Raw genomic sequence first — 26,860 nt, 5'->3', positions numbered from 1 at the left:
TCAGTCCCACTTGATACAACTGCAGGCGTAAGCGGCGAGATGAGGGGACTCGGTCATGCCCAACGACTTTGCACGCAACACGGCCCCGGTTGCTGGGCTCTACGAGACACTGATCACCCATCGCCTCGAAGAACGCATGAAGCAGCTCGACTCAACCGTCTGGCAGTCCATCGATGGGGTGGTCGGCGCTGAATCTGTGCCCTATGTGTTGTCACGGCACATCGGAAACGTCGTGCGACAGGCCCTCCAGGGGCTCTCACCTGCGGAGCAAGTGGCCGCCGCCAACCACATCCTGGATTCGCTCAACACTATCGACGGCGCGACCGAGTGGGCTGACCTCGTCACAGAGGGCCCCCGACAACTGCTTGCCGTGGCAGAACAAGAGGCTCCTGGCGTCTACGCGATCCGGCCAGCAACACCTCTCTCCGAGACGGCACTGATCACCAACTCGCCCGACGACCCAAGCCTGGGATTTGAATTGCGTGCCGAGTTGGCCACGGCAGACAGCGTTGACCTCCTCTGCGCCTTTGTGAAGTGGCACGGACTACGAGTCCTAGAAAAATCGCTCTCCTCTGCACGCGACCGGGGCGTACCCATCCGTGTGCTGACAACGACCTACATAGGAGCCACGGAGCGTCGGGCGCTGGATCGTCTGATTCGCGAGTTCGGAGCCAAGGTGAAGGTCAACTACGAGCTTCGCTCGACACGACTGCATGCCAAAGCCTGGCTCTTCCGTCGCGACAGCGGATTCGACACGGCGTATGTAGGTAGCTCCAACCTGTCCAAGGCGGCGCTTCTCGACGGGCTCGAATGGAACGTTCGGCTGTCGTCGGTTGCCACACCATCCGTTCTACGCAAGTTCGAGGCGACATTCGACGCGTACTGGAGTGAGCGCTCCTTCGAGCCGTACGACCCCGACAACGACGCGCAGAGACTCGACGATGCACTGTCTCAGGCAGGCGGATCCAGCCGGAACGATCGCACCACCATCACACTCTCTGGTCTCGAAGTTCGCCCCTATCCGCATCAACGCGACATGTTGGAACGCCTCGAAGTCGAGCGCACCGTCCACGGCCGGAACCATAACCTCCTCGTTGCGGCGACTGGCACTGGCAAGACGGTGATGGCAGCGCTGGACTTCAAGCGCCTGCGCCCGACGTTTGACCGCGACCCCCGACTGCTCTTCGTCGCCCATCGCAAAGAGATCCTTGAGCAGTCTCGGCGCGTCTACCAGAACGTACTGATTGACGCGAACTTCGGCGAGCTCTTCGTTGACGGCGAGATTCCCGACAATTGGGCGCATGTGTTCGCCAGTGTCCAGTCGCTCAACTCACATGCACTGGATCGCTTTACCCCGAACCATTTCGACGTCATTGTGATCGACGAATTTCATCACGGTACATCCCCCACGTACCGCAGGATTCTTGATCACTTCGAGCCCAAGGAATTGCTAGGACTCACCGCTACCCCGGAACGCATGGATGGACTCAACATCCAGGATGAGTTCTTTGACGGCCGGATCGCAGCAGAGATGCGTCTCTGGGAGGCTCTAGAAAACGATCTACTCACTCCCTTCCATTACTTCGGTGTCACCGACAACACCGACATGAGTGCCATCACTTGGAAACGAGGGGCGTACGACACCGCAGCCTTGAGTAACCTCTTCACCGGCAATGATGCACGAGCCAGGCTCGTCGTGCAGGCTGTAAGGGATAAGGTTGCTGACCCTGCCTCAATGCGCGCATTGGGCTTCTGCGTGTCAGTTGCACATGCAGCCTTCATGGCCGAATTCTTCCGGCGAGCGGGCCTCAATGCCGTTGCTCTGTCCGGCGAAACCTCACGCCATGAGCGCAAGGAAGCCCTGGATCAGCTCAAGGCAGGCACGCTCCAGATCGTCTTCTCTGTGGACCAGTTCAATGAGGGGCTCGACATCCCGGACGTCGACACCTTGCTCCTCCTGCGCCCCACGTCCAGCGCCACCGTGTTCCTCCAGCAGCTGGGACGAGGCCTGCGCCGAACCGAGGGCAAGGCCGTTCTCACTGTCCTGGACTTCATCGGCCAGCACCGCAAGGAGTTCCGCTTCGAGGAGCAGTTCCGCGCACTGACCAACCTCACGCGTAATCGCCTGCTAGCCAACATCGAGCAGGATTTCCCCCAGCTGCCGTCAGGCTGCCAGATCATCCTTGAGTCGAAGGCAAAGGAACTGATCATTGACAATATTCGGAGCCAGATCAGTGTCAATGTCACCCAGCTCGCTCGCGAGGTCGCCGCGTACGCCGAACCTCGCCTTGCTGACTACCTGAAGGAGAGCGGTCGAGAACTCAAGGAGCTCTATCGGGGCAACGGAAACTCCTGGACAGGCCTACTTCGCCGAGCCAAGCTTCTTTCTCAGTCAGGCCCCGAAGGGGAAGCACCGCTACTGAAGCGCGTATCGGCGTTTCTCCACGTCGATGACCCAACCCGAGTCACGGCGTACAGCAGGATCCTTTCCGACGATGCCCCCACATATGAAGAGCTCAGCGAGCAAGAGCAGGCCTATGCCCGCATGTTCTTCTTCTCACTGTGGCCGTTGGGCGGCGGCTTCAGTAGCTACCAGGAGGGCTTCGACACCCTTCGCTCTCAGCACGCCTTCCGCGATGAGCTGTGCCAGGTCCTCGCCCACGTCTTGAAGCAGGCCGACCATGTGCCCGTGCCGCTGCTGGGCAAGCAGGCAGACCTCCCTCTGACAATTCACGCCTCGTACAGCCGGGAAGAGATCCTTCCGGCCCTGGGACAGTCCTCCATCGGCGGCTTCATGCCAGGGCACTTCCGCGAAGGTGTGAAGTGGTGCGAGAACATACAGACCGACGCACTACTCATCACCCTCGAAAAGGATGAGAAGGACTTTTCTCCAGAGACTCGCTACAAGGACTACGCGCGGAACGAGTCCTTGTTCCACTGGGAATCTCAGAACCAGACGTCAGAAACATCCCCCACTGGCATCCGCTACCGGACTCACAAGGAGAAAGGAAGCCACATCCTCCTCTTCGTCCGCCGCTACAAGAAGACGGACATCGGCGGACCCCAGCCTTGGATGTTCCTGGGGCCCGCCGAATACGTTGAACACAAGGGAAGCAAGCCCATGGGGATCCTCTGGAATCTGCTCCACGAGATGCCAGCTGACGTCTGGACGTACTCAGCGATCGCTGCGGGTTAGCATCCTCAATCACTTATACGCCAGAACCGACGATGGGCCCGGAGGAAACGTTCTCCAATGCGATGCTGCTCTACGGTCCTCAGCGGAACTGGCCGCGAGGCCGGACCACTGGCATAGCGATCTACCACATGGAGATTATCGGTCAGGTAAAGGGCGCCACGGTCGAGCCTCACATGACAATTAGGGCATAGACACAGAACATTCGCTTCGATGTCGGGGCCCCCGTCTGAACCCCCAAGTGCTTGTATGTGCGCCCCCTCGGCGTAGCTTTTACCATCTGCCCCGACCGTGAGCGCCAGACCGCAGACCTGACACGCATACCTGTGCCACTCCTTGACCCGACGCACAACAGCCGTGTCCCGGACAATACGCTCGACCGTGATCGCTTTGCGGCGCGTAGCCCGCTCGGGCTCATCAGCATCATTCTCGACAACGTCACTATGCCCTTGCCCAGCGATAAGGTCTCGAACCTGCTGCTCTAGAGACGTGATTTCCTGCCTCCCAACAGGGAGGCGACACAACCTAAATCGACAGATCCGAAAACCTGCCCTACCGGCTTCCGTCCAGTCACCAACGACCTGATAAAGGCCGTCGTACCGGTACCCGCTGACAGGCGAGTAGTCCCGTTCGCCTTCACTACCACGGATAACCCGTATGGGGTTACCCGATATTCGACTCCTCCGAAGGGCGGCGTTCCCCCGGTTCCCCCATGTCTGGTCCTCTACCTGGCGACCAGTGTTACGATCCCGACCCCCAGCACCCGTATAGATAACTTCATCCCATTTGTCGACATCATCGTCATAGCCCTGATTAAGCACGATTGCATCAGCAGCTCGTTCCCCCTCCGCGTCAAGCCCCCAGGAGATTCCCGCCTCACGTTCCTTGTGGAGCTTGGCCTCCTTAACAGCTTGCCTGGATTCAAAATGGGCGCCCGGAAGACACCCATCCACATGCCCGAAGAAAGCTCTGTACGCAACCATGTGAGCATGCTTGCGAAAATTCGATCACGTGTACCCAATCACGCCAGCACACAGTACCAAGTGACCTGATCCATCCCATTCTTGGCCTAAAATCGACCACCGGCTACCGGATGAACCAGCGGGCCTGCGCGCGACCAGGAGCGGGGCCACCTCGGGCGCTTCGACGTTCAGGAGCTGCCTCTCAGCCGGGCAGCACGCTCACCATTTCCCGTGAAGCGCTCCCCAGTTTCCAGCAAAGTGCCGCTACCTCGACCCAAGGCGAGGGATGACGCGCGTTCCGGCCCAGCAGTCGCCGAGCCAGAACGCAACGCCAGTTCCATCGTCAACTCGCCTCGAAATGCGCCTGAGCACGATCCAAAGCGTCGTCCGGGTCGTATCCATGCGCGCGAAGCCAGTGAAGAAGGTCGCCGATGAGGTCGATCGCCACCTCCTTCCGGAACACGACACCTACTCGCCCCATCCCGATGTTCCCCGCCGCCGCGCCGCCCGCATAGAGCGTCAGGCATGCTTCGCTCTTGACGACCCTCGGATCATCGATGTGACCGCCAGGCGACACCAGGGGCGTGGCCAGGTCGCACCAGACCAGCTTGGACTCCGCTCCTAGAATCACGCCCCACCGTTCCGACACGGCTTCCAGCATCGCCAGTCCACGCCCCGACTCGTCGTTCGGGCCAGCGGACAGCAATGAGGGCAGGGCCTGCGTGTCCGGGTCGCGAAGCGCGACCCGGAGGCATGTGCCGTTCATCTCGACCACGAGCGTGCTCGGCGTACCCGCACCGACATGCCTGATCACATTCGTCACGAGCTCGCTCACGCAGACCTCGGCGGCGTCTGCCACGTCGGACAGACCCCACAACCGCAGGTGCAGTCGCAGGAGGCGCCTCAGTCCGGCAACCTCTTCAGGCTCTGCCAGGAACGGCAGTTCCCAAGGCTTCCGTGTCATGCAACCGCCGCTTCCGTCCACCACGAGCACACGCCTTTCACACGACCGGATTGCCACACCTCACCGTGCGCGAGATGTCATGACTCACAGTTGTCACGACTGAGAGAATGCCAACCTCATATCCCGATATGCAATGTGCACGGAGAGATTCCCTCCATAGGGTGATTGGCGATCACGGACGCTTCCGATGGGATGTAACCCCCGCTATTGGAAGAGGTATTGACGTGGCCGGTTCACCCACAGCCCGCCGCCGACGTCTCGCGATCGAGCTGAAGAAGCTTCGCGAAGAAAGCGGTCTGACCTGCAACCAGGTCGGCAAGGAGCTCGATTGGAGCGGCTCCAAGGTCAATCGCCTGGAGACCGGCCAGGGGCGTGTGCAGCCTTCGGACGTGGACGCGCTCTGCCGCTTCTACGGCACCCCTGACGACATGCGCGACCTACTGCGCTCTCTTGCGAAGGATTCCAAGACCAAGGGCTGGTGGCACGCTCACGGCAACGCGATTCCTGCCTGGTTCTCGGTCTACGTAGGCCTGGAACAAGCGGCGTGCAGCATGCGTACCTACCAGGGCGAGTTCGTGCCCGGTCTACTTCAGACCGCCGAGTACGCCACCGAGATGAGCCGTGTCACGCCAGGTCTCCCCCACGACGAGATCCAACGGCTCGTCGACGTACGCATGCGCCGTCAACAGCTCCTACTGGAACCGAAGGGACCCGACTTCTGGGCCGTGATCCACCAGAGCGCGCTCATGCATGTGATGGGCAATCGGAAGGTCATGGTCACTCAGCTCGAACGTATGCTGGAAATGGCGAAGTTGAGGAATGTGACGGTTCAGGTACTGCCGTACGATGCTGGCGCATACCCCACCACCGGGCCCTTCACCGTGCTCGGATTCCCCGAGCAGGAAGACCCCGACCTGGTGTACCGAGAGGGCCTCACGGACTCGATCTACTTGGAGCTCCCGGCAGACGTCAGCGTCTACACGCGGGCGTTCGACCACCTCAGGGCACTTTCCTTGAGCCCGCAGAGATCAGTGGCGCTGATCCGTTCCGTCATGAAGGAGCACGCACAATGAACCAGCCTCCCATAGCGGTCCAGTGGCGGAGGAGCAGTTACAGCAACGGCGCCGGCGGCGAATGTGTCGAGGTCGCGGACTTGCACTCGATGGTCGGCATACGGGACTCCAAGTGGCCCAGCGGGTCTCATATTGCGGTACGTCACGGCTCGTGGGCACGGTTCATCACCTCTCTGCGCGCCCAATAGGCCGGCATTCGAGTACCTGCACACGCAGCCGTGGGGCATCAACTTGCCTGCCGCGCTCCTGAGTCAAGCCTGCGGGGAGCTGTGATGGATCACGAACGGGCACACTGGTTCAAGTCGTCGTACAGCGGCGGAAGCGGAACCGAGTGCGTCGAGGTGGCCGACCTCGCAGGCGTCATTGGTGTACGCGATTCGAAGCGCCCAGAAGAACCACGAGTCACCGTCCGGAGAAGCACCTGGGCCGAGTTTCTCCGGGTCCTGCAACAACCTGAGTGAAGGAACCCGCCCGGGCGGTTGAAGATGCTCACCGCCCCCGGCACAAGCACGAGGCGCCGCGCACCCGGAAAACCCAAAGCCCGTGGTCAGACATGGAGCTGACCACGGGCAGAGGGTGTGAGACAGGCTCAGCGACCACGTGGCGCGGGGCCACGCGGGTGCGTCAGTGCTGCTGGGCCTTGCGGCGGCGGATCACCAGGAAACCGCCGGCTGCGACGAGCGCGGCAGCCGCTGCGGAGAGCAGGCCGACCGGCGCGCCGGTGCCGGTCTCGGCGAGGTCGCCTTCGGCCCCGGCGGACGGGGAGGACGAGGGCTTCTCGGCCGACCCCTCAGGGGCGGACGTGGCGGGCGACGCGGTCGGCTGCGTCGAGCCGGACGGGGCGGGCGGGGTGGACGGGGCGACGGAGCCGGGCTCACCGGTGGACGGGGACGCCGACGGGCCCTCGGGGCTCGGCTCGCCGGGGGTCGCCGACGGGGAGGGCGGGGTGACGGACCCGCCGTCCCCGGGGTTCCCCTTGTCCTCGCAGTCGACCCAGAAGACCTTGTGCTTGGCCTTGCCGTGCTCGCCGTCGAAGTTCCAGAACAGCTTGTAGTGGCCGTCGGGCAGGGACTGGTCCGGCGAACGGCCGTGGCCCTTGGCGTCGAGCGCCAGAGACCCGGTCTTCACGATCTCGCCCTTGACCTTGGCGGTGGGCGGCCAGGCTTCGATGCGCCAGTCGACGTCCTGGTCGGCGTCGAAGCCGAAGGCGTCGAGGTAGAAGGTGCACACGTGAGGCTCGTTCTTGCGGAGCTCCTCACCGGTCGCGGCATCGTGGATCTTCACGGTGCCGTTGTCGCCGGGGGCGGTGGCGTATGCCGTAGGGGCAAGCAGCAGGGCTGCCGTGGTGGCAGCCGTAAGCGTGCATGCGGAAGCAACTGTGCGCATGAGAAATCCAACGGTTGAAAGGGATGGCTACCGTGGGGGGACTGCGTCACCTTCCTTCGGCAACACACACCCGTCAAAGACCTTCTGACCACATCTGTCACACAGAGTGAAACTCACCCCATAAGTTCCCCATAACGATTCAGGCCAACCCCTGGCCGATTCCGACGGTTTGACTCACCCCCCACATATCGGGAAAGTTAGATGCGTACCGTCTGGCGGATGGAGAGGCGAACGCGATGGACCCCCTGGCCGTGCACAAGGCGCTCGCCAACCCCGCGCGACTGCAGTTCATGCAGTGGCTGAAGGAGCCGGAGAAGTACTTCGACGAGGGCTCCTACCGGCAGCAGGGGCTCGGCTTCCACATCGGGGTGTGCGTGGGCGACATCCAGAAGCGCTCCGGGCTGGCACAGTCCGTCGTGTCCGGCTACCTGCAGACGCTCAAGGACGCGGGGCTGCTCGCCTCGGAGCGCATCGGCAAGTGGACGTACTACCGGCGCAACGAGGCCGTGATCACGGAGTTCGCCGCACACGTCCGGGACGCCCTGTAGGACCCTGCACCCCCTCGCTCCCGGCCTGACCGGGGGCGGTGCGCACCGCCGACTGCCGCACGGTCGGACATATCCACTTTTCTAGATTTGATGAAGGGTCGCGATGAAGAGGACCTCCCTCACCGTCCTGGTGCTCGCCCTGGGCGTGTTCGGGATCATCACCACCGAGATGGGCATGGTCGGCGTGCTCCCCCAGGTCTCGGCCGAGCTCGGCGTCGCGCCGTCCGCGGCGGGATGGCTGGTGGGGGTGTTCGCCCTGGTCATCGCGGTGTCCGGGCCGTTCACGACGCTGCTGGCCTCCGGTGTCGACCGCAAGAAGGTGCTGGCCGCGGCGATCGCGGTGTTCGCCGTGTCGAACGCTGTCTACGCGATCACCTCGCAGTACGAGGTGATGCTGGCCTTCCGTATCGTCCCCGCCCTCTTCCACCCGGTGTTCTTCGCCGTCGCGCTGGCCACCGCCGCGCGGATGGTGCCCGCCGAGGACGCGACCCGGGCCACGACGACCGTGTTCGGCGGGGTGACCGTCGGATTCGCCTTCGGTGTGCCGCTCAGTTCGTATCTCGCCGAGCATGTGTCCCTGGCCTCGGCGTTCTGGTTCGCTGCGCTCGTCAATCTGGCCGCCTTCCTCGGCATCCTGCGGTTCGTCCCGGCCATGCCCGTCGGCCGACGGATGTCGTACGGGGCCCAGTTGGGCATCCTCGGGCGATCACGTACGTGGCTGACGATCGTGTCCGTCGTACTCGTCTTCGCGGCGATGTTCTCGGTCTACGGCTACTTCGCCGAGTACCTGGGACAGGTCACGCACATGGACGGCACGTGGGTCAGTGCCATGCTGATGGCGTTCGGCATCGTGATGATCGCCGGGAACTTCGCCTTCGGCGCCTTGCTGCGGCGCAGCCTCATAGGCACCGCGGTCGCCTATCCGGTGTTGTGTCTGGCCGTGTACGTGCTGCTGTACGTGGTCGGTCCGTCGTTCGCGCCGATGGTGGTGGCCGTGCTCGTCTGGGGCGCGGTGCATTCGGGCGGGCTCGTGGTGAGTCAGAGCTGGCTGGGGCGCGACGCCACCGACGCCCCGGAGTTCGGCAACAGCCTCTTCATCTCGTTCTCGAACCTGGGCATCACCGTCGGAACCGCCGTCGGCGGATGGGTCATGAGCGACTACGGAACCCGCCGGCTCACCTGGGCCGGGGCCGTGTTCGCGGTCGCCGCCGTGCTGGTGATGGGGCTGCGGCTGGGCATGGACCGGATCGGTGCGCGGCGTGTCCCCGCGCCGCCCGACCCTGCCGGGCCGGTGCTCGGAGAGGTCCGCGCGGCCTCCCGCGAGAGCTCCTAAGGGCTGTCCCGTAATCCCTGGTGGATCAGCGCGCGGCGTCGGATGCGGTGCATCGTAAGGCGGAGGGACGTCCGCATACTCGATGTATGTGGACGTTCCGACAACGCGGCGAGGTGCCGTAGCCGTCGTCGTGCGCCCGCCACGGATTACGGGACAGCCCTTACGGCCTCGTCCACGATTGTCAGCGGCGTCGCGGTGTCTGGGACCTCCGCCTCCGGCGTTGTCGTCAGTCCCCGACGCTCCTTCCCCAAGCTCTCAGCTGCGTTCGAGCAGGGGAGACCCCATCCGACTCCCTCCTCCGCCTTGGATTCGAAGGCCTCAGACGCCGCTCCTTCCTCCACTGCCCATCGTGGACGAGGTCGTTAGGGTGGGCGGCCAGGAGCCGACCGAAAGGCGATGTCTCATGGGAACGGCAACGGGTGGCGCGGACGTACGCGACGGGGAGCGGGAGGACCTGCTGGCCATCGTGGCGGATCAACGCGGCAACTTCCTCTACACGCTCACGGGCATCACGGAGCCACAGGCCGCTCTCGCCACCACGGTCAGCGAGTTGACGCTCGGCGGTCTGGTCAAGCACCTCGTCGAGATGCAGCGCACCTGGCTCGCGGTGATCGACGGCACGGCGCCCGCGGAGGTCGGCCAGGACGAGCTGGACCCCGACCGCAACCGCATGACCGGGAACGAGACCCTGGCCGGGCTGCTCGACGCCTTCCACGCGACGGCAGCGGAGTTCGATCGCACCGTGCGGCAGGAGCCCGATCTCGACCGGGTCCTGACGCTCCCGTCATATCCGTGGGCGCCGGAGCCGATCACCTGGACCGTTCGGCATGTGCTGCTGCACGTCTTCCGGGAGATCGCGCACCACTGCGGGCACGCCGACATCATCCGCGAGGCGTTGGACGGTGCCAGCACCACGACGCACATGGTCGAGGCCGCCGCGCGCGGCAACCGTGCGGATGGAGACGGAGACGGTGTCGACGGCAGGGGTACGGACGACGGCGGTGCCAACGACGGCGGAACGGGAGGCGACTGACCGCGGGCGTACCTGACAGCGGTACGCGCGAGCGGTACACGCACGCGGTACGGGTCGGCAGCAGACGCCGGGGCGGGGAGCGCCCGCCCGGTACGGGCCCGGAGCGAGGCACGAAGCCTCGCTCCGGGCCCGTATCTCTTCGCGTAACGACATGTGCGCAAGGGTCCCCGTATGGCGCCGCCTCGGGGGTCGCCATGCGGCCGAACGAGTGGCTCGTGGCCGGCTCCTGGGCGCACGGCGGTGGAATTCAGGAGACTGGCCGTCAACGCGGAGGTGGGCGCCCGACAGTTTGTACCGAACGTCGATTTCCGGCCACAACACAACGCCCCTTACGCTGCACCACATCAGTCACCAACAGTCGGCCGGGAGAAGAAGGGCGACAATATGACCCCCGAGACCAGTACACATGACACCATCGATGCCACAACTTCCCTGTTGCAGGCGGAACTTCCCCGTCTGGAGCAGCACCAGCAGAACCTGCAGAACGAACTCGCCGCCGTCACCGGGCGGCTGGAGTCGGTGCGCACCGCACTGACGGCGCTGCGCGCGCTGTCCTCCACCGCCCTCCCGTCTTCGGGCGCGGCGCCGCGGGCGATCGAATCCACGGCCGCCTCGGAGCAGGAGAACGCCGAAGCCGCGGACGTCGCCGAGGTCGGTGCGACCGACGGGGCGGACGAGGCACCGGCGAGTGCTGCCGCTCCTCTGATTCCGCAGCAGGCGCAGGAGTCCATCGACGCCGTCGCCCCCGCACAGGCCCCGCAGGATCCCCAGGACTCGCAGGAGTCGCAGGAGTCGCAGGCGCAGGCGGAGGTTCCGGAGGAGGAGCCCACGGAAACCGCGCCGGAGCAGGAGGCGGCTCCGGCCGCCGCACCCGCACGACGCACCGCCCGTAAGGCGGCCGCGACCAAGGGGCGCAAGCAGGCGGCGGCCAAGCCGAAGAACGAGCGCGCGCAGACGGCCAAGAAGGCCACCGGTTCCAGGGCCGCGGGTTCCAAGACCGCCAAGTCGGCTTCCGCGGCCAAGACGGTCGGAGCGAGCAAGACGACGGCTTCCGCCAAGGTTTCCGCCCCTGCCAAGGGTTCTGCTTCCGCCAAGGGCTCCGTTGCCGCCAAGGCGGCAAAGGACACCAAGGAAATCAAGGACGCCAAGCCGACCAGGGCCAAGGCGTCGAAGAAGACCGCGGCTCCCGCGCCGGCCGCCGACGACAACGGCGGCCTCACCGAGATGGCCATCAAGGTGCTGGCCACGTTCGGCGACACCCCCGTCCGCGCTCGCGAGGTCACGAAGGCCCTGGGGCGTGAACTCACCCCCGGCAGCATCAACACCGTGCGCAGCACCCTCGACCGGCTCGTCGCCACCTCCCGCGCCCGCCGCGCCGGCCGGGGTCTCTACCAGGCTCCCGCCAACTGAGCAGTCGGCTGGTTCACCAACCGGTCCTTCTCCCGCGCGCCTTCGGAAATCCGGGAACCTCAAAAGCCGGAAGCCCGCAAGTCCCGGGAGAACCCTGCACCGCGCTCGCCCTCGTCACGCCCGTTCTCCGGGTCCGTGACGAGGGCGAGCGCGGTGTGTGACGTGTGGGCAGCACGTGGCACGGTGGAAAGCCCTGGACTCCCCGCAGAAGTCGTGAGTCCATGGTCCGTGGTCATCGTGGCCGTGGGTCACGGAAGGCCGTACGGATCGGTCCGGGTCCGGACCACGTACCCGGACCGGACAGGACAGGGCCCGACCGGACCCGACCGGGTCGGGTCGGGTCGGGTCGGGTCGGATCGGCGAATGCGGGGAGGGTATCGATGCGACAGCTCCGGGTGAGGGTTCCCAGCGGTCGGATGTGCGCGGGAATCACGCTCGGGATCGCCGCCGGACTGGTCACCCTGTGGTTGTTCACGCTGCTCGGCCGCTTCCTCCACACCACGGACAGCCTGGTCAAGATGCTGCTGCTGCCGGTGTGCGGCATCGCCGTGGGCTGCGCCGTGGGCCTCGCACGCGCGGGTACCGGAGTCGGCGCCTCGTGGGGACTGCTGGCCGCGATAGCGAGCATGTTCTTCTGCGCCCAGCACATGCAGTACCTCTCATCCAACGCCCTGCACGACCGGGGTCAGGAGGTCTACGGCGTCATACGGGACGTGTCCTCCCTGACCGACGGGGACGGCGTGACCACGCACACGTACGACGTTTCCTATCCGGGGAATCCGCGTCAACGCAAACTGTCCACCGTGGGACAGGAGTTGGAAGTCGGTCAGCGGTATCTGATCACCATCGACCCGCAGCACAAGGTTCGTCCCGCCCTCGGCCCCAGGCCCGGCCCGGACGTCTTCCACCTCGTCTGGCAGATCGTCTGCGCGGTCTTCGTCATGTTCTTCTCGACCATCTCCGTCGTGCTCGCTTTCCGGCCGCCCGAAGTCGACGGCTGGTGAAGCGCCCGAGGGGCGTCGGGGCCGCTTCCGGGTTTCGGGTTCCGGTTCGAGGTTCGGGCCGGGCAAGGGCCGAGTCCGGGCCAGGTCCGGGCCGGGTGCCGCCGACGGATGCCGGGGGTCTCAGCGGTAGTCCTCCGGGTGGCCCTGCATCCAGGTGTTGATGCGGTCGCGGGTGCCGAGCAGTTCGGAGCGGCGCTTCTCCAGGTTCTCCGTGGAGGCGTCGCCCTTCAGTGTGCCGCGCAGGGCGTCGATCCACGCCAGTGGTTCCTTGAAGTGGCCGGGGCCCTTCGAGTCCGCCTTCATCGCCTTGTCCAAGCGCGCGAGTTCGTCGTTGACGCGGCCCAGGAAGTAGGCACAGCCCGACGATCCGGGCACGCAGGTGTCGTTCAGCGTGGCCTGGAGGCCCGCGAAGGCGTCGCGTACCGCCTCCGGCCTGTTCCCTGCGGCCCCGGCCGCGTCGGCGGACCCCGTGCCGCCCACGGCGTCGTTCGACGGTTCGGCGTCGTCGGCCGTACCTCCCGCCACCGCGGCGCTCGCGGACGGCGACTCGGCGGCGATGCCGTCCCTCGGCTCCTGCGAAGTCCGCGTCCCGGCGCAGCCGGTCAGGAATGCCCCGAGCAGCACGGCGGTGACGGCCACGGCCACCGTGGCGGCTCGGGCACGGGCACGCGTACGGATGAACACGAGGCCCCTCATCCGGTTGTCCCCGGACCCTACCTTCCCGGGCCCGTGCCGTCGGCCGCTCGTCCCGTGATGAGCGCCTGGAGCGCGGGCGCGTACAGGTCCGCGATGTGCTCGGGCGTGGCACGGGCGCCCGCTCCCTCGCGGTGGAGGCTGAGGGTGGCGCCGAGGCCGAGGAGGTGGCCGGCGATCAGTTCGGCGCGCAGCGCGGCCTCGGGGCCGTGGAGACGGGCGGTGAGTGCGTCGGTGACCTGTTCGTGGAAACGGTCGCGGAGCAAGGAGCGTTCGTCGCGATTGCCGAGCGAGAAGACGACGCGCAGCAGGGGGTCGGACTGCTTCTCCCGGCGACAGCTCACCAGCGTCAGCACCATGTGGTGGCCCAGCGTGCCGAGCGGCGCGGCGAGGAGTTCCGCCGCCGCGGGGCCGAAGTCGGCGACGGTGTTGAAGAGTTCTTCCTTGCGGCCGAAGTGCTTCACGACCAGGGACGGGCTCACCCTGGCGTCGGCGGCGATGCCCCTGATGGTGACATCGGCGTACGGGCGCTGGGTGAACGCCCGGCGGGCGGCGCGCAGGATCGCGTCCCGTCCGGTGCCCGGGTCGGCGGAGGATGTACGGGAGGTCTTGAGAGCCGTGCCCGGATCGGCGAAGGACGTACCACGGCCCGTGGGAGCCGCACCCGGATCGGCGGGCGTCGTGCCCGGATCGGCCGCGCCCACGACCGGCTCCGATGCAAGAGATCTGTTCACCCCCAGGGTAAACGCCTGTGCACCCCCTCGGCGACCGGATCTCCTCGGACCGCGTTAGCCTCGAAGTCCCGGGCCGACGGCCCGGACGACACGGATGAGAAGGCGAAGGTGGCTGCGATGGCGAAGGTTCCGGCAGCGGCGGTGGCGGCGAGCGGGCTGATCGGCGGGTATGCGGTCGCACGGTGGACCGGGAAGCGTCCGCTGGGCGGGGTCGCGCTCGCCGCCGCGGGCAGCGTCGCCGCGTACGAGTGGAACCGGCAGGCCGGGTCGCGCGCGGCCACCGGACTGACCGCCGCCTATGTCGCCGCGTTCGCCGGTTCGCACCCGCTGGCCAAGAAGATCGGCGCCTGGCCGTCCGTCTTCGCGGTGGCGGGCGGCATGGCCGCGGCGTCGTGGGCGGTCACTCGCTGCCGCTGCTCCGGCTGAAGCCGTCCGGAAGCGACGCGCCCCGGTCGGTCCGCGGGCGGCACGGGTCGGCCGGAATCAAACGGTACGGCCCGGCCGCCCAACCGGTACGCCGAAGCGGTATACACCCCGGGGGCCGGGCATCGCCGGGCCCCTTCAGCCGCCCCGCCCCGGCCCGCCTGGGCCGACCGGCGCACCCGGCCCGCCCGTCGTGCACCCCCGGGATCGCGTTCCGCGCCCCGCCGTGGTCCGCCGCCGACCAACCGACCGCCGCCCAGGACGCCGCCGGGCTATGCCCCCAGCACCCGCGTCACCGTATGGATCAGCAGCCCCGCCAGCGCACCCACCACCGTGCCGTTGATGCGGATGAACTGCAGGTCACGGCCGATGTGCGCCTCGATCTTCTTCGACGTCTGCTCCGCGTCCCAGCTCGCGACCGTGTCACTGATCAGCGAGGTGATCTCCGCGCGGTACGTCGTCACCACGTAGACCGCCGCGTCCTCCAGCCAGCCCTCCAGCTTGGCCTGCATCCGCTCGTCCGTCGCCAGCCGCGCGCCGAACGTCAGCAGCGAGGCCCGCGCCCGCAGCCGCAGTTCGCTCTGCTCGTCGTCCGCCGCAGTGATGATCATCGCGCGGACCGACGCCCAGGCCGACGCGATGACCTCCTGCACCTCGCCGCGCCCCAGGATCTCCGACTTCAGCCGCTCCACCCGCGCCCGGGTTTCCGAGTCCGTCCGGAGGTCGGCCGCGAAGTCGGTGAGGAAGGTGTCGATCGAGGCGCGCGCCGGATGCCCCGGCATGTCCCGCATCTCCGTGACGAAACGCAGCAGCTCCTTGTAGACGCGCTCCCCCACCCGCTTGTCGACGAAGCGCGGGGTCCAGCCCGGCGCCCCTCCCTGCACCGCCTCCATCACCGAGTCGCCGTGCAGCACCAGCCAGTCGTGGGCCCGTACGCAGATCAGGTCCACCACTCGGCGATGACCGCCGTCGGCGACGACCTTCTCCAGCATCTTGCCGAGCCCGGGGGCGATCTCCGCCGCGTTCGCCCGCCGGGTGATCGCCTCGCCCACCACGGCCTGCACATCGGAGTCGCGCAGCACCGTCAGCGCACCGCGCAGCGCGGTCGCCAGCTCGGCGGTGACCCGGTCGGCGTGGGCGGGCTCGGCCAGCCAGAAGCCGAGCCGGCTGCCGATACCGAGGGCGTGTATACGGCTGCGCACCACGTCGCCGGAGAGGAAGTTCTCGCCGACGAAGGACCCCAGCGACTGCCCGAGCTGGTCCTTCTTGGTGGGAATGATCGCGGTGTGCGGGATCGGCAGGCCCATCGGACGCTTGAACAACGCCGTCACGGCGAACCAGTCGGCCAGGGCGCCCACCATCCCCGCCTCGGCCGCCGCGGCGACATAGCCCGGCCAGCCGCTCACCCCCACGTGCCCCGCCCAGGTGGCGAGCACGTACACCAGCGCGACCAGCAGCAGGAGGCCTGTGGCCGTGGCCTTCATCCGGCGCACACCGCGCCGCTTCTCCTCGTCGGCCGCGGTGTACGCGAACGAGGCGAGCGGGGCCGGACGGCCGCCCGGTCCGCGACGGGCCGCACCCATCACCCGCTCCGGGGCACGCCCCGGACGCCCCGCGCCCCGATCCCCGGGGCCGCCGGTCCCTCCCGTCCCGTCCGCCCCGCCGGTTCCGTCGTCGGTCCGTTCCATCGCTCCACCCGTCCGCATACGCATCACCCCCCGGTGTCCGTACGCATTGTGCCTGTCTGTCCTACTCCCGCGCCGCACGTGGAGTTCCCGGCGCCTGCTTCATCATGGGACCAGCCCGACACGTACGAGGAGAAACACCGTCCATGCCCAGGCTCCGGGGATGTGCCCCGCTCATCGCCCTCGTCGCCGCCACCGCCGCACTCGCCGCCGGGGCGGCGTTGGCCGGCCCCCTGCTGTTCCCCGGTTCCCCGTCGCTCGCGGGTCGCCTGTCGTCCTCCGGATCCCCGTCGTCCGTCGGCTCCGTTCCGCGCTCCGGCCCGGCCACCGGTGGTACGCATCCGTACCCGCGGCCGATCGCCGGGCCCGTGGTCCCCGCCCCCGCCGCATCCGTTCCCCCGGCCGCACCGGTTTTGCCGGCCGCACCCTCCGCGCCCGTCTCCTCGGCCGTACCGGCCGCGCCCGCCCGTTCCACCGGCCGCTGGCTCGCCACCTGGTCGGCGGCCCCCACGGCCGGGGTGGACGACACGTACCCCGGCGGCGCCCCGGCCCGGCGCACCATCCACAACATCGTGCACACCAGCATCGGCGGAGACGCGGCGCGCATCACCGTGTCCAACCTCTTCGGTACGCGTCCGCTGGTCGTGGACCACGCCGCGGTCGACACCCGCCCCGTGACGTTCCGCGGCGCCACCGCCGTGACGGTCGCCGCGGGCGGACAGGTCGTCAGCGATCCGGTCGTCGTCCCGGTCGCCGCCGACTCCGACCTCGTCGTCACCCTGCGCACCCCCGCCGCCGAGGGCCCGGTGACCGCGCACCCCCGCAGTCACCAGACGTCGTACGTGGAGGACGCCACGGGTGTCCGGCCCACGACCGACTGGCGCTACCTCACCACCGTCGACGTACGCGCCACGACCGCCACCGGAACCATCGCGGTCATCGGCGACTCCCTCACCGCCGGCACCGGCTCCGCACTCGATACGAACAGCCGCTGGCCCGACGTGCTCGCCGACCGGCTGCGCGGCCGGTACGGGGTGGTCAACGCGGGCATCGCGGGCAACCGCGTGCTGCGCGACGGCACCGGCATACGGGCGAGCGCCCGCTTCGACCGCGACGCACTGGACATCGCCGGGATACGGGCGGTGGTCATCGCCCTCGGCATCAACGACGTGCAGAAGCACCCGCAGGAGACCGACCCGCGACGGATCGCGGACGCCCTGCGTTCCCTGACCCTGCGCGCCCACGCACGCGGACTACGGGTCGTCGGAGCCACGCTGATGCCGTACGAGGGGTACCGCACGTGGACGCCCGCGCGGAACGCCGTACGGGAACGGGTCAACGAGCTGATCCGGGCGGGCGGGGTCTTCGACGCGGTCCTCGACTTCGACGCGATGGCCCGCGACCCGCACCGTCCGACCCGGCTGCTGCCCGCCTACGACTCCGGCGACCACCTCCACCTGAACGACGCGGGCTACCGGCGCCTGGGCTCGTCGGTGGATCCAGTGAGCCTCATGGGCCCGACGGACCCGGCGGGCTCGGCGGGCTCGACCGGCCCGGCGGGGCGCCCGCACCGGCAGCAGCCCGTCGGCGGCCGGTTCTGACGCCGGGGCGGTCCGTCCCGCCTCTGCGGCTATGACTCGGCCACAACGCGCTCGACGCGACCCGAGGAGGGCCTGACAGGATCGAACAGGATCGAAGGGACTTGAAGGAGCCCGAAGGAACCCGGGAAGGTCTAAAGGCCGTCCCGCCCCTCGCCCTTCTCCAGCCGTCCGCGCCCGCGCCCCAGCTCCCGCTCCCGCTCCGCCTCCTTGAGCCGCTGTCTCTCCGCCTTGCTTCTCTTGCGTTCCACGCCGACACCGCCCATCAGCGCGAACCCGGTGATCCGCACGCGAGGCGCGTCCGGCGACGGGACGCCCTCGTCCTTCGAGCTCTCCCCGAAGCCACCCATGATGCCGATGCCTCTGACCTCGACGTTCAGCTCCGGCGGAACCGTCACATGGATGCCGCCCATGATCGTGAAACAGCGGATGACCACCTCGCGGTCCTCGAAGTTCGCCTCACGCAGATCGATGTCACCGCCGCCCCACATCGCGAAGCCGGTGAATTTCCGGCCCACCGTCCAGTTGCCCCGGCGGCCGAACCCGCCCCAGAAGGCGAACCCGCCGCTCGACGTGGCCGACTTGCCGATCCGGTCCGCCCAGCGCAGCTCCGAACCGGTCGCCGCAGGGGCCTGACCCACTGGGCGCACATGGGTGCCGGGTGCCGGGAGATCCCGGACGAGCGGTGCCAACTCCCCATGCGTACGCGCCTTGTAGGTCGCGTCGAGCCGCTGCTCGAACTCCTCCATCTCCAGCCGCCCCTCGGCCACCGCCTCGCGCAGGGTCTCGGCGATGCGCTCACGCTCGGCGTCGGAGGCACGCATTTCAGGAAGCTCACTCGTCATACCGCGCAGCCTATTGAACCCCGCGTGGTTCCGTCACCGATCCACATGCGCCCGGACGCCGTCGGCCGACGCGTACATCTTCGCGATCACCGCCTCGATGTCGGGCTCCCGCACCGAGAGATCGACCAGCGGATGGTCCGCGGCGATGCGGGCGACCAGTGGCGCGGCCGACTCCGAGGCCGGGAAGGACAGCCACTGACGCGGCCCCTCCACCTTCACCGTACGCACGAAGGGCGCCGACTCCAGCCGGATGGGCGGGAGTTCACGCTCCAGATCGACCACCAGCATCCGCTCGCTCCGCCCCACCTCGTGCAGCCCGGCCAGCGCGCCGTCATACATCAGCCGACCATGGTCGATCACCATCACGCGCTTGCAGAGCTGCTCGATGTCGGTCAGATCGTGCGTGGTCAGCAGCACCGTCGTACCGCGTTCCGCGTTCAGGTCCCGCAGAAAGCCACGCACCTTGGACTTGGAGACGACGTCGAGACCGATCGTCGGTTCGTCCAGGTACAGCACCTCGGGATCGTGCAGCAGGGCCGCCGCGATGTCGCCACGCATCCGCTGCCCCAATGACAGCTGCCGTACAGGAACGTCCAACAGCTCGCCCAGATCGAGGAGTTCGACGCACCGGTCCAGGTTCTCGCGGTAGCGGGCGTCCGAGATCCGGTACATCCGGTGCATCAGCCGGTACGAGTCGCGCAGCGGCAGGTCCCACCACAGCGTGGTGCGCTGGCCGAACACCACACCGATCCGGTGCGCCAGCCTCGTGCGCTCCCTGGACGGGTCGATGCCCGCCACCCGCAGCCGGCCGCCGCTCGGGGTGAGGATGCCGGTCAGCATCTTGATCGTGGTCGACTTGCCGGCGCCGTTCGGGCCGATGTACCCGACCATCTCGCCGCGCGGGACACGGAAGCTGATCGAATCGACCGCCCGCACCTGTCGACGCTCACGCCGCAGGAAACCGGTCCTGCGGCGCACGTCGAAGACCTTCTCGACGTTGTCGAGCACGATGAAGTCGGCCTCTCCACCGCTCTCGGCGCCGGACTTTCCAGCGACCTCGGCGGTGGCATTTCCGGGGGCCTTCACAGCGGCCTTCACACCCACTCCTCCACCGGCCTGCCCGCCGACGCCTCCACCGGCCTGCCCGCCAGCTCCTTCACCGGCCTGCCCGCCGACGCCTCCACCGACCTGCCCGCCAGCTCCTTCACCGGCCTTCGCACCGGCTCCTCCACCGGCCCCGGCGCCGACAGTGCCACCGGAACGGCCCCTTTCCCTCGCACGGGTGCCCTCCCCCGCAGCCATCCCCACTCGGGCCTCCGCCTCCGCCTCTGCGTCCATCTCCGATGCCCCTGTTCCTGTCCGTGTCCCGGTCCCGGCCCTTGCGGCTGCGCCCGCGTCCGCCCCGTACCGCTCCTGTCTCACACCTCTCGGCCTACGTCCTCCCGCTCCCTTCGTCCCTCGTCCCCTCGCACCTCGTGCCGTCCCCGCCACGCAGCCCGGTCAGCTGCCCGTGCTGCGGTACGCGCGCAGGCCCTTGCGCCAGGCCAGGCCCGCGCCCGCCCAGCACAGGGCGGCCACCGCCGGAGGCAGGAACGCCACCCACTCCGGCAGCCCCAGCGGATACTCCCGGCCCAGTACGTACAACGCGGGCAGCCAGTTCACGAACGCCAGCGGCACCACGAACGTCACCCCGCGCACCAGATCCTTCGCGAAGATCGACGGCGGGTACTGAAGCAGTGTGTTCCCGCCGTACGTGAAGGAGTTCTGCACCTCGGAGGCGTCCTGCGCGACGAACTGGAACGCCGCCCCGGCCACGAACACCGCCGCGAAGATCGCCGCACCGCTCAGCAGCATCAGCGGGACCACCGCCACCTTCAGCGGTGTCCACTCGATGTCCAGCACCACCAGCGCGTACCCGAGGACCAGCACGCCCTGCGTGATGCGCCCCAGCCTGCGCAGCGCGAACCGGTCCGCCGCGACCTGGGCCAGCACCGGCACCGGCCGCACCAGCAGCGTGTCCAGCGTGCCGTCGCGCACCCGCCGCCCCAGCCGGTCCATCGAGCCCATGACCAGGTCGGCGAGACCGAACGCGGTGCCCGAGGCCCCGTACAGCAGGGCGATCTCCGGCAGCGAGTATCCGCCCAGCGCGTCGACGTGCGAGAACATCAGCATGATCGCGACGAAGTCGAAGGCCGTCACGGCGAAGTTCCCGAACGCCGTCATCGCGAACGAGGCCCGGTACGCCATGGTCGAGCGCAGCCACATCGTCGCGATCAGCCCGTACGCCCGGACCCCCTCGACGAACCGCGACCGCTCGACGAACACCACCGGGGGCCGGTCCGCCCCGGCCCTCCCTGTCGTCTCAGCCACCCTGGACCACCACCCTCCGCGTCGCCACCGACTGCAGCAGCCGTCCCGCCAGCAGCAGCGCCAGCGCCCAGCCGCCCTGGAACGCGTACGCCTCCACCAGCCCCCACCCCGTGTGTTTACCGAGGAGCACATCGGCCGGCACCTGGAGCAGTGACGACCACGGCAACACCCGAGCCACCTCGCCCAGCACCCCGGGAAACAGCGTCAGCGGCAGCAGCATCCCGGAGAAGAACAGCCCGGCCAGGGACGTCATCTGCGACACCCCCGCCCCGTCCAGCAGCCAGAACGCGGAGAGCGCCACCAGATAGCGGATCGCGAAACTGACGACGACACCGAGCGCCACCGAGACCAGAAAGGCCGACCAGACCGCCGGCGAGGTCGGCAGAGCGAGTTCGAAGGCGAGCGAACCCAACAGCATCGGCGCCACCCCACGGCCCAGCAGATGGAAGGCCGCGCGCCCCAAGTCGCCCGCCAGCCACCACAGTTGGAGGTCCGCAGGACGGTAGAGATCGACCGCCACATCACCCGTCCGGATGCGCTCGATCAGTTCGTCCTCGAAGCCGCCGCCCATCATGGCGCAGGTCATCAGCAGTGCCTGCCCCAGCCATACGTAGGTGAGCGCCTGGGGCATGTCGTAACCGCCGAGCCGCGGACGCTCGTCCCACAGGGCCACGTAGGTGTACGTCATGATGAAACCGAAGACGGTGTTGGTGAACACTCCCGCCGCCGTGGCGGTCCGATATGTGGCGTAGCGCCGGAAGCCGCCCGCCGCCACCACCGCGTACAACCGCACCTCATCGCTCCCGTCACCCGGGTGCCGAGCCGCCGTCAGGCACCAAAGCGCATGACATTAGCCCCGAGTGGGCGGTCACCGCGAGCGCTTTTCGGTGGTCGATCCGGTGCGTATGAGCCAGAAAAGTGCACTATGGGGGAAGTGACCGCGGCCGAGGAGTCTGCACCGACATGAGCGACGAGCCACAGCAGCCGAGCGGGAGACACGAACCCGGCAACCAGCCCTCCGGGGCCCCGTCCGCCCGCGCCGACAGCAGCACCGGCACCGCCGGAATCACCGACACCACTGACGCCACTGACACCGCTCGCATCACCGATGCCGTCGGCACCGCAGGCACCAAAGGTGCCGCTGATGGCCCAGGCACTGTCGGCAGGAACAACAACACCGACACCACCGGCAACGCCAACCCCGCACGGCACGACGACGGCAGTGGCACCGACGAGCCGCAGGAGGACGAACGCCCCGAGCGGACCGGCCGACGCCGGTTCGCCGGCGCCCTGCGCACCGCCGTCGGCGCCCTGCTCCTGGTGGCCCTGCTCCTGCTCGGCGGACTCATCGCCGGATACCAACTCGTCGACATCCCGGCCGCCAACGCCAACGCCACCGCGCAGTCCAACGTCTACCTCTACCGGGACGGCAGCGTCATCGCCCGCTCCGGCAAGGTCAACCGGGAGAACGTCAGACTCTCCCAGGTCCCGCTCACCGTCCAGCGCGCCGTCCTCGCCGCGGAGGACCGCGACTTCTACTCCGAACGGGCCATCGACCTCAAGGCCATGACCCGCGCTGCCTGGAACACCCTCACCGGCAAGGGCACCCAGGGCGGATCGACCATCACCCAGCAGTACGTCAAGAACTACTACCTGGGCCAGGAACGGACCGTCCCGCGCAAGGTCAAGGAACTCTTCATCGCGGTCAAGCTCAACCGCGAACAGTCCAAGAGCCAGATCCTCGAGGGCTACCTCAACACCAGCTACTTCGGCCGCAACGCCTACGGCATCCAGGCCGCAGCCCTGGCCTACTACGGCAAGGACATCGACCGGATCACCACCGCCGAGGGCGCCTACCTCGCCTCCCTCCTCAACGCCCCCAGCGCGTACGACGTCGTCGTCCACCCCGAGAACAGGACCGCGGTCCTCGCCCGCTGGCGCTACGTCCTCGACGGCATGGTCAAGGAGAAGTGGATCAGCCCCGCCGAACGGGCCGCCATGAAATTCCCCGTACCCGGCAAGGTCAGGCCGCCCACCGGGCTCTCCGGACAGCGCGGCTACATCGTCCAGGCCATCGACGACTACCTCGCCGCCCACGGCGTCATCGACGAGAACACCCTGGCCACCGGCGGCTACCGGATCACCACCACCCTGGAGAAGAAGAAGCAGAACGCCCTCGTCAAGGCCGTCGATGACAACGTCACCTCCCAGACCAGCACCCAACGCGACATCGACCGCCACGTCCGCGTCGGCGGCGCCTCCATCGACCCCGCCACCGGCCGGGTCGTCGCCATGTACGGCGGCTTCGACTACACCAAGCAGTACGTGAACAACGCGACCCGCCGCGACTACCAGGTCGGCTCCACCTTCAAGCCGTTCGTCTTCGCCTCCGCCGTCGCCAACGACTCCACCACCCAGGGCGGCCGCCGCATCACCCCCGCCACCATCTACGACGGCACCACCAAACGCATGGTCCAGGGACGCAACGGCCCCACCGGCTACGCCCCCGCCAACGAGGACGACCGGAGCTACGGCCGCATCACCGTGAGCAGCGCCACCGACCGGTCCGTCAACGCCGTCTACGCCCAGATGGCCCAGGACGTCGGCCCCGCCGAGGTCGGCCGGACCGCAGTCGCCCTCGGCATCCCCAAGAACACCCCCGACCTCACCGCTTCACCGTCCATCGCCCTCGGTGTCGCCACCGCCAGCGTCCTCGACATGACCGAGGCGTACGCCACCCTCGCCAACCACGGCGTGCACCACGCGCACATCCTCGTCGACAAGGTCAGCAAGGACGGCGAAGACCTGGCACTGCCCGGCCGGAACACCGGACAGGCCGTGCCCCGCGAAGCCGCCGACACCACCACCTGGATGCTCCGGAGCGTCGTCGAGGACGGCACCGGAACCGCCGCCCAGTCCGCCGGTCGCCCCGCCGCGGGCAAGACCGGCACCGCCGAGGAGGACCGGGCCGCCTGGTTCGCCGGCTACACCCCCGACCTCGCCACCGTCATCGCCGTCATGGGCCAGGACCCCAAGACCGGCGCACAGAAATCGCTCTACGGAGCACTCGGGCTCTCCCGCATGAGCGGCGGCGGACCACCCGCCCGGATCTGGGGCCAGTACACCGGTGCGGCACTGCTCGACAGCGCGGCCAAGAGCTTCGACCTCCACCTCGAAAACGGCTTCGACGAAGAAGACCTCGACTACGCCGAGTGGGAGATCGAGGACCCCTACGGCGACGGAAGGCACGACAACGGAAGGTACGGCGACGGGAGGTACGGCGACGGGAGGTACGGCACCAGAAGACCGTACGAGAACCTCTACGGCCCACCGGCCCACCGCGGATCCGCCCCGCCCGCCAAACCGCCCAAGCCCGGAAGCGGCGCACCCACCGGCGGCGGGACGCAGGTCCCCGGGGTCGGGCACGCGGCCGGGAACGGCAACGCGGGCGGACCCGGCGCCGGAACCGGAGGCGCCACAGAACACGCACCCCGCCCGGGCACCGGGGTCACTCCCGCGCCCCCGGACACGCATACCCCCCGGGCCACACCCCCGCCGCACACCAGCACGGCACCGCGTCAGTGACCGGACGTCGCCTTCAGCCCCACGACGGCCACCAGCAGCAGACAGACGAAAAATATCCGGGCGGCGGTCGCCGGCTCACCCAGGACCACCATGCCGAGCACCGCCGCACCGGCCGCACCGATGCCGACCCACACCCCGTACGCCGTACCGATCGGCAGCGTCCGCGCCGCATGGGACAGCAGCACCATGCTCGCCACGATCCCGAACCCGGTGAACACACTCGGCCACAGCCGCGTGAACCCGTCCGTGTACTTCATACCGATCGACCAGGCCACTTCCAGGAGACCGGCGAGCACCAGCAGAACCCACGCCATGACGACACCTCCGACGAGACAGAACAGGCGAACTACCAGGTGCGTCGTCTTTGCGAATCCCGGTACGGCGCGTCTCGTCGGGTGGGTCCACCGTAGCAAAGCACACGCAAAAGGCCCGGTGACCTCGGTCACTGGGCCCCTGCACCGCACACGGCACTCGCACCCCGCGCGCCAGGACAGCGCGGAGTGAACGACGCGGGCCGCCGGATCGGGCTACAGATACAGCCCGGTCGAATCCTCCGACCCCTCGAACCGGTCCGCCGCCACCGCGTGCAGATCCCGCTCACGCATCAGCACATACGCCACACCACGCACCTCGACCTCCGCACGGTCCTCGGGGTCGAACAGCACCCGGTCCCCCGGCTCCACCGTCCGCACGTTCTGGCCCACGGCGACCACCACGGCCCAGGCCAGCCGACGGCCGACCGCGGCCGTCGCCGGAATCAGGATCCCGCCGCCCGAACGCCGCTCGCCCTCCGGCGCATCGGACCGGACCAGCACACGGTCGTGCAACATGCGGATGGGCAGCTTGTCGTCGGTGTTGTTCTCACTCACGACCCGCAACCTACCTGCCCGACACCGCTCCGCACGCCTCCGGGGTGCACAGATCGCCGCATCAGCTCTTCCCGCGCTTCCTCGACGTCACGATCAGCCCCACGACACCGACCGCGAGCAGCGCCACCGGCACGACACGCTCCAGACGCGGCGCCCCGTCCTCGGCCACGAACTGCGCCTTCACGTCCGACACCGCCCGGTTCACCGCGACGAAGGCCCGACCGGCCGTCCGGTCCACCGCCTCGGCGGCCTTGGCCTTCGCATCATCCATGATCGTCTTCGGGTGCACCCGCACCCCGATCTCATCGAGCACCACCGCGAGCTGTTCACGCCTGCTGATGATGTCCGCCTCGATCTGCGCAGGGGTCCTGGCATCCGACACCGCGCCGCCTCCGTGGTACTCGTCCGTCAATCTTCATCGACAGTCTGTCAGCTCGACCGCCCACGCACCCGACGGCACCCCTATTACGCTCGGTCCCGTACACCGCACGCGCCACTTGAGGAGAACCATGAGCGAGCGACTCCAGCCCGGCGACACCGCCCCCGCCTTCACCCTCCCCGACGCCGACGGCAACGAGATCTCGCTCGCCGACCACAAGGGCCGCAAGGTCATCGTCTACTTCTACCCGGCCGCCCTGACCCCCGGCTGCACCAAGCAGGCCTGCGACTTCACCGACAACCTGGCGCTGCTCGCCGAAGCCGGATACGACGTCATCGGCGTCTCCCCCGACAAGCCCGAGAAGCTCGCCAAGTTCCGCGAGAAGGAGAACCTCCAGGTCACCCTGGTCGGCGACCCCTCCAAGGAGGTCCTCACGGCGTACGGCGCCTTCGGGGAGAAGAAGCTCTACGGCAAAACAGTGACGGGAGTCATCCGTTCCACGATCGTCGTGGACGAGGACGGCAAGGTCGAACGGGCCCTCTACAACGTCAAGGCCACCGGCCACGTAGCCAAGATCATCAAGGACCTCGGCATCTGACCCCGCCACCCGATCCCCGGCGGCCCGGCCCCGGCCCCGGCCCCGGCCCCGGCATCGGACCCGGCGCCCCGGCTCCCGCCCAGGACCACCCCGAACGGCCCAACGCGGCTGAGGAACACCCGCATGCCACGGTAACCATCCGCATGTGAGGGACGTCGCATTCCGCCGCCGCACC

General features: G+C 68.1%; 27 protein-coding genes and 1 riboswitch. Of the genes, 13 read left to right on the top strand and 14 right to left on the bottom strand.

The features are described 5' to 3' along the window. The first annotated feature begins 55 nt into the window (after positions 1-55). Positions 56-3,196, top strand: a complete 3,141-nt coding sequence (locus tag ACFYY6_RS14355; protein WP_389193267.1) for a DUF3427 domain-containing protein — start codon at positions 56-58, stop codon at positions 3,194-3,196. 5 nt (positions 3,197-3,201) lie between these two features. On the opposite strand, the gene ACFYY6_RS14350 is transcribed toward ACFYY6_RS14355, so the two are convergent. Together ACFYY6_RS14350 and ACFYY6_RS14345 are read right to left on the bottom strand one after the other, a co-directional pair. After that, entirely contained in the window at positions 3,202-4,176 is a 975-nt protein-coding gene (locus ACFYY6_RS14350) for a YDG/SRA domain-containing protein (protein ID WP_351626620.1), read from the bottom strand. A 322-nt stretch (positions 4,177-4,498) separates the two neighbouring features. Continuing rightward, positions 4,499-5,119 carry an ATP-binding protein gene (locus tag ACFYY6_RS14345; protein ID WP_351525181.1) on the bottom strand — a complete coding sequence of 207 codons (621 nt, stop codon included), beginning with the start codon at positions 5,117-5,119 and terminating at the stop codon, positions 4,499-4,501. A gap of 224 nt (positions 5,120-5,343) precedes the next feature. Here ACFYY6_RS14345 and ACFYY6_RS14340 point away from each other — a divergent pair, with 224 nt between their 5' ends. The 3 genes from ACFYY6_RS14340 to ACFYY6_RS14330 all read left to right on the top strand — a co-directional run bounded on the left by ACFYY6_RS14340 (position 5,344) and on the right by ACFYY6_RS14330 (position 6,653). Further along, the gene (locus ACFYY6_RS14340) at positions 5,344-6,192 is read left to right on the top strand and encodes a helix-turn-helix transcriptional regulator (RefSeq protein WP_351525182.1); all 849 of its coding nucleotides are present in this window, start codon (positions 5,344-5,346) and stop codon (positions 6,190-6,192) included. After that, on the top strand, positions 6,189-6,380 hold the full coding sequence (locus ACFYY6_RS14335) for a DUF397 domain-containing protein (protein WP_351525183.1): 192 nt from the start codon (positions 6,189-6,191) through the stop codon (positions 6,378-6,380). The genes ACFYY6_RS14340 and ACFYY6_RS14335 overlap by 4 nt, the downstream gene beginning before the upstream one ends. Before the next feature lie 84 nt (positions 6,381-6,464). Further along, positions 6,465-6,653: a DUF397 domain-containing protein gene (locus ACFYY6_RS14330; protein ID WP_351525184.1), complete on the top strand. Its 189-nt coding sequence runs from the start codon at positions 6,465-6,467 to the stop codon at positions 6,651-6,653. A gap of 163 nt (positions 6,654-6,816) precedes the next feature. Here the strand turns inward: ACFYY6_RS14330 and ACFYY6_RS14325 are convergent, their stop codons facing one another. Next, on the bottom strand, positions 6,817-7,578 hold the full coding sequence (locus tag ACFYY6_RS14325; protein WP_386607653.1) for an LPXTG cell wall anchor domain-containing protein: 762 nt from the start codon (positions 7,576-7,578) through the stop codon (positions 6,817-6,819). Positions 7,579-7,814: 236 nt separating this feature from the next. Here ACFYY6_RS14325 and ACFYY6_RS14320 point away from each other — a divergent pair, with 236 nt between their 5' ends. The 5 genes from ACFYY6_RS14320 (at position 7,815) to ACFYY6_RS14300 (ending at position 12,906) form a co-directional block, all read left to right on the top strand. Next, a complete protein-coding gene (locus tag ACFYY6_RS14320) occupies positions 7,815-8,126 on the top strand; it encodes a helix-turn-helix transcriptional regulator (RefSeq protein WP_351525186.1) in 312 nt (103 codons plus the stop codon). A gap of 103 nt (positions 8,127-8,229) precedes the next feature. After that, entirely contained in the window at positions 8,230-9,459 is a 1,230-nt protein-coding gene (locus ACFYY6_RS14315; RefSeq protein ID WP_389193260.1) for an MFS transporter, read from the top strand. A 403-nt stretch (positions 9,460-9,862) separates the two neighbouring features. After that, a complete protein-coding gene (locus ACFYY6_RS14310; RefSeq protein WP_351626636.1) occupies positions 9,863-10,492 on the top strand; it encodes a DinB family protein in 630 nt (209 codons plus the stop codon). 384 nt (positions 10,493-10,876) lie between these two features. Then, positions 10,877-11,902 (top strand): hypothetical protein, encoded by a 1,026-nt coding sequence (locus tag ACFYY6_RS14305; protein WP_389193257.1) that lies wholly within the window; start codon positions 10,877-10,879, stop codon positions 11,900-11,902. Positions 11,903-12,282: 380 nt separating this feature from the next. Beyond that, the gene (locus ACFYY6_RS14300; protein WP_351516730.1) at positions 12,283-12,906 is read left to right on the top strand and encodes a hypothetical protein; all 624 of its coding nucleotides are present in this window, start codon (positions 12,283-12,285) and stop codon (positions 12,904-12,906) included. Positions 12,907-13,026: 120 nt separating this feature from the next. Here the strand turns inward: ACFYY6_RS14300 and ACFYY6_RS14295 are convergent, their stop codons facing one another. Together ACFYY6_RS14295 and ACFYY6_RS14290 are read right to left on the bottom strand one after the other, a co-directional pair. Continuing rightward, the gene (locus ACFYY6_RS14295; RefSeq protein ID WP_389193254.1) at positions 13,027-13,590 is read right to left on the bottom strand and encodes a hypothetical protein; all 564 of its coding nucleotides are present in this window, start codon (positions 13,588-13,590) and stop codon (positions 13,027-13,029) included. A gap of 29 nt (positions 13,591-13,619) precedes the next feature. Continuing rightward, positions 13,620-14,333 carry a TetR family transcriptional regulator gene (locus ACFYY6_RS14290; protein ID WP_389193251.1) on the bottom strand — a complete coding sequence of 238 codons (714 nt, stop codon included), beginning with the start codon at positions 14,331-14,333 and terminating at the stop codon, positions 13,620-13,622. Positions 14,334-14,450: 117 nt separating this feature from the next. Between ACFYY6_RS14290 and ACFYY6_RS14285 the strand changes: the two genes are divergently transcribed. Continuing rightward, on the top strand, positions 14,451-14,759 hold the full coding sequence (locus ACFYY6_RS14285; RefSeq protein ID WP_351516727.1) for a hypothetical protein: 309 nt from the start codon (positions 14,451-14,453) through the stop codon (positions 14,757-14,759). A gap of 269 nt (positions 14,760-15,028) precedes the next feature. On the opposite strand, the gene ACFYY6_RS14280 is transcribed toward ACFYY6_RS14285, so the two are convergent. After that, positions 15,029-16,444, bottom strand: a complete 1,416-nt coding sequence (locus ACFYY6_RS14280; protein WP_386607646.1) for a DUF445 domain-containing protein — start codon at positions 16,442-16,444, stop codon at positions 15,029-15,031. Positions 16,445-16,587: 143 nt separating this feature from the next. On the opposite strand from ACFYY6_RS14280, the gene ACFYY6_RS14275 reads away from it, so the two are divergent. Then, positions 16,588-18,042, top strand: a complete 1,455-nt coding sequence (locus ACFYY6_RS14275) for an SGNH/GDSL hydrolase family protein (protein WP_389193248.1) — start codon at positions 16,588-16,590, stop codon at positions 18,040-18,042. 131 nt (positions 18,043-18,173) lie between these two features. Here the strand turns inward: ACFYY6_RS14275 and ACFYY6_RS14270 are convergent, their stop codons facing one another. The 5 genes from ACFYY6_RS14270 to ACFYY6_RS14250 form a co-directional block, all read right to left on the bottom strand. Further along, positions 18,174-18,863, bottom strand: a complete 690-nt coding sequence (locus ACFYY6_RS14270) for a DUF1707 domain-containing protein (protein WP_351516742.1) — start codon at positions 18,861-18,863, stop codon at positions 18,174-18,176. 54 nt (positions 18,864-18,917) lie between these two features. Further along, positions 18,918-19,895: an ATP-binding cassette domain-containing protein gene (locus ACFYY6_RS14265; RefSeq protein ID WP_389193385.1), complete on the bottom strand. Its 978-nt coding sequence runs from the start codon at positions 19,893-19,895 to the stop codon at positions 18,918-18,920. An 83-nt stretch (positions 19,896-19,978) separates the two neighbouring features. Then, the gene (locus tag ACFYY6_RS14260) at positions 19,979-20,140 is read right to left on the bottom strand and encodes a hypothetical protein (protein WP_351626650.1); all 162 of its coding nucleotides are present in this window, start codon (positions 20,138-20,140) and stop codon (positions 19,979-19,981) included. A 244-nt stretch (positions 20,141-20,384) separates the two neighbouring features. Next, positions 20,385-21,254, bottom strand: a complete 870-nt coding sequence (locus ACFYY6_RS14255; protein WP_351626652.1) for an ABC transporter permease — start codon at positions 21,252-21,254, stop codon at positions 20,385-20,387. After that, on the bottom strand, positions 21,247-22,047 hold the full coding sequence (locus tag ACFYY6_RS14250; protein ID WP_389193245.1) for an ABC transporter permease: 801 nt from the start codon (positions 22,045-22,047) through the stop codon (positions 21,247-21,249). Before ACFYY6_RS14250 ends, ACFYY6_RS14255 begins: the two co-directional genes overlap by 8 nt. 170 nt (positions 22,048-22,217) lie before the next feature. Between ACFYY6_RS14250 and ACFYY6_RS14245 the strand changes: the two genes are divergently transcribed. Next, positions 22,218-24,839 (top strand): transglycosylase domain-containing protein, encoded by a 2,622-nt coding sequence (locus tag ACFYY6_RS14245; protein ID WP_389193242.1) that lies wholly within the window; start codon positions 22,218-22,220, stop codon positions 24,837-24,839. Here ACFYY6_RS14245 and ACFYY6_RS14240 read toward each other — a convergent pair. The 3 genes from ACFYY6_RS14240 to ACFYY6_RS14230 all read right to left on the bottom strand — a co-directional run bounded on the left by ACFYY6_RS14240 (position 24,833) and on the right by ACFYY6_RS14230 (position 26,090). Next, positions 24,833-25,153 carry a multidrug efflux SMR transporter gene (locus tag ACFYY6_RS14240; protein ID WP_351516718.1) on the bottom strand — a complete coding sequence of 107 codons (321 nt, stop codon included), beginning with the start codon at positions 25,151-25,153 and terminating at the stop codon, positions 24,833-24,835. The genes ACFYY6_RS14245 and ACFYY6_RS14240 overlap by 7 nt on opposite strands. A 38-nt stretch (positions 25,154-25,191) precedes the next feature. Further along, a riboswitch (guanidine-III (ykkC-III) riboswitch) is annotated at positions 25,192-25,250 on the bottom strand. Between the two features lie 116 nt (positions 25,251-25,366). Continuing rightward, positions 25,367-25,669, bottom strand: a complete 303-nt coding sequence (locus ACFYY6_RS14235; RefSeq protein WP_107430514.1) for a co-chaperone GroES — start codon at positions 25,667-25,669, stop codon at positions 25,367-25,369. A gap of 100 nt (positions 25,670-25,769) precedes the next feature. Continuing rightward, positions 25,770-26,090: a DUF3618 domain-containing protein gene (locus ACFYY6_RS14230; RefSeq protein WP_351516717.1), complete on the bottom strand. Its 321-nt coding sequence runs from the start codon at positions 26,088-26,090 to the stop codon at positions 25,770-25,772. A 127-nt stretch (positions 26,091-26,217) separates the two neighbouring features. Here ACFYY6_RS14230 and bcp point away from each other — a divergent pair, with 127 nt between their 5' ends. Then, positions 26,218-26,685, top strand: coding sequence for a thioredoxin-dependent thiol peroxidase (gene bcp, locus ACFYY6_RS14225; protein ID WP_351516716.1), 468 nt, complete (start codon positions 26,218-26,220; stop codon positions 26,683-26,685). The last annotated feature ends 175 nt before the right edge of the window (positions 26,686-26,860 follow it).

Origin of the sequence: Streptomyces sp. NPDC001750 (assembly GCF_042892615.1) — a bacterium.
Classification (GTDB): Bacteria; Actinomycetota; Actinomycetes; order Streptomycetales; family Streptomycetaceae; genus Streptomyces.
The sequence above is the reverse complement of the archived record's forward strand: the minus strand, read 5'-3'. Positions and strand labels throughout refer to the sequence as shown.

Coding starts and splice junctions, on each gene's coding strand:
- ACFYY6_RS14355 (WP_389193267.1), top strand. CDS start 56: ATGCCCAACGACTTTGCACGCAACACGGCCCCGGTTGCTGGGCTCTAC.
- ACFYY6_RS14350 (WP_351626620.1), bottom strand. CDS start 4,176: ATGGTTGCGTACAGAGCTTTCTTCGGGCATGTGGATGGGTGTCTTCCG.
- ACFYY6_RS14345 (WP_351525181.1), bottom strand. CDS start 5,119: ATGACACGGAAGCCTTGGGAACTGCCGTTCCTGGCAGAGCCTGAAGAG.
- ACFYY6_RS14335 (WP_351525183.1), top strand. CDS start 6,189: ATGAACCAGCCTCCCATAGCGGTCCAGTGGCGGAGGAGCAGTTACAGC.
- ACFYY6_RS14330 (WP_351525184.1), top strand. CDS start 6,465: ATGGATCACGAACGGGCACACTGGTTCAAGTCGTCGTACAGCGGCGGA.
- ACFYY6_RS14325 (WP_386607653.1), bottom strand. CDS start 7,578: ATGCGCACAGTTGCTTCCGCATGCACGCTTACGGCTGCCACCACGGCA.
- ACFYY6_RS14320 (WP_351525186.1), top strand. CDS start 7,815: ATGGACCCCCTGGCCGTGCACAAGGCGCTCGCCAACCCCGCGCGACTG.
- ACFYY6_RS14315 (WP_389193260.1), top strand. CDS start 8,230: ATGAAGAGGACCTCCCTCACCGTCCTGGTGCTCGCCCTGGGCGTGTTC.
- ACFYY6_RS14310 (WP_351626636.1), top strand. CDS start 9,863: ATGGGAACGGCAACGGGTGGCGCGGACGTACGCGACGGGGAGCGGGAG.
- ACFYY6_RS14305 (WP_389193257.1), top strand. CDS start 10,877: ATGACCCCCGAGACCAGTACACATGACACCATCGATGCCACAACTTCC.
- ACFYY6_RS14300 (WP_351516730.1), top strand. CDS start 12,283: ATGCGACAGCTCCGGGTGAGGGTTCCCAGCGGTCGGATGTGCGCGGGA.
- ACFYY6_RS14285 (WP_351516727.1), top strand. CDS start 14,451: ATGGCGAAGGTTCCGGCAGCGGCGGTGGCGGCGAGCGGGCTGATCGGC.
- ACFYY6_RS14280 (WP_386607646.1), bottom strand. CDS start 16,444: ATGGAACGGACCGACGACGGAACCGGCGGGGCGGACGGGACGGGAGGG.
- ACFYY6_RS14275 (WP_389193248.1), top strand. CDS start 16,588: ATGCCCAGGCTCCGGGGATGTGCCCCGCTCATCGCCCTCGTCGCCGCC.
- ACFYY6_RS14270 (WP_351516742.1), bottom strand. CDS start 18,863: ATGCGTGCCTCCGACGCCGAGCGTGAGCGCATCGCCGAGACCCTGCGC.
- ACFYY6_RS14245 (WP_389193242.1), top strand. CDS start 22,218: ATGAGCGACGAGCCACAGCAGCCGAGCGGGAGACACGAACCCGGCAAC.
- ACFYY6_RS14240 (WP_351516718.1), bottom strand. CDS start 25,153: ATGGCGTGGGTTCTGCTGGTGCTCGCCGGTCTCCTGGAAGTGGCCTGG.
- ACFYY6_RS14235 (WP_107430514.1), bottom strand. CDS start 25,669: ATGTTGCACGACCGTGTGCTGGTCCGGTCCGATGCGCCGGAGGGCGAG.
- bcp (WP_351516716.1), top strand. CDS start 26,218: ATGAGCGAGCGACTCCAGCCCGGCGACACCGCCCCCGCCTTCACCCTC.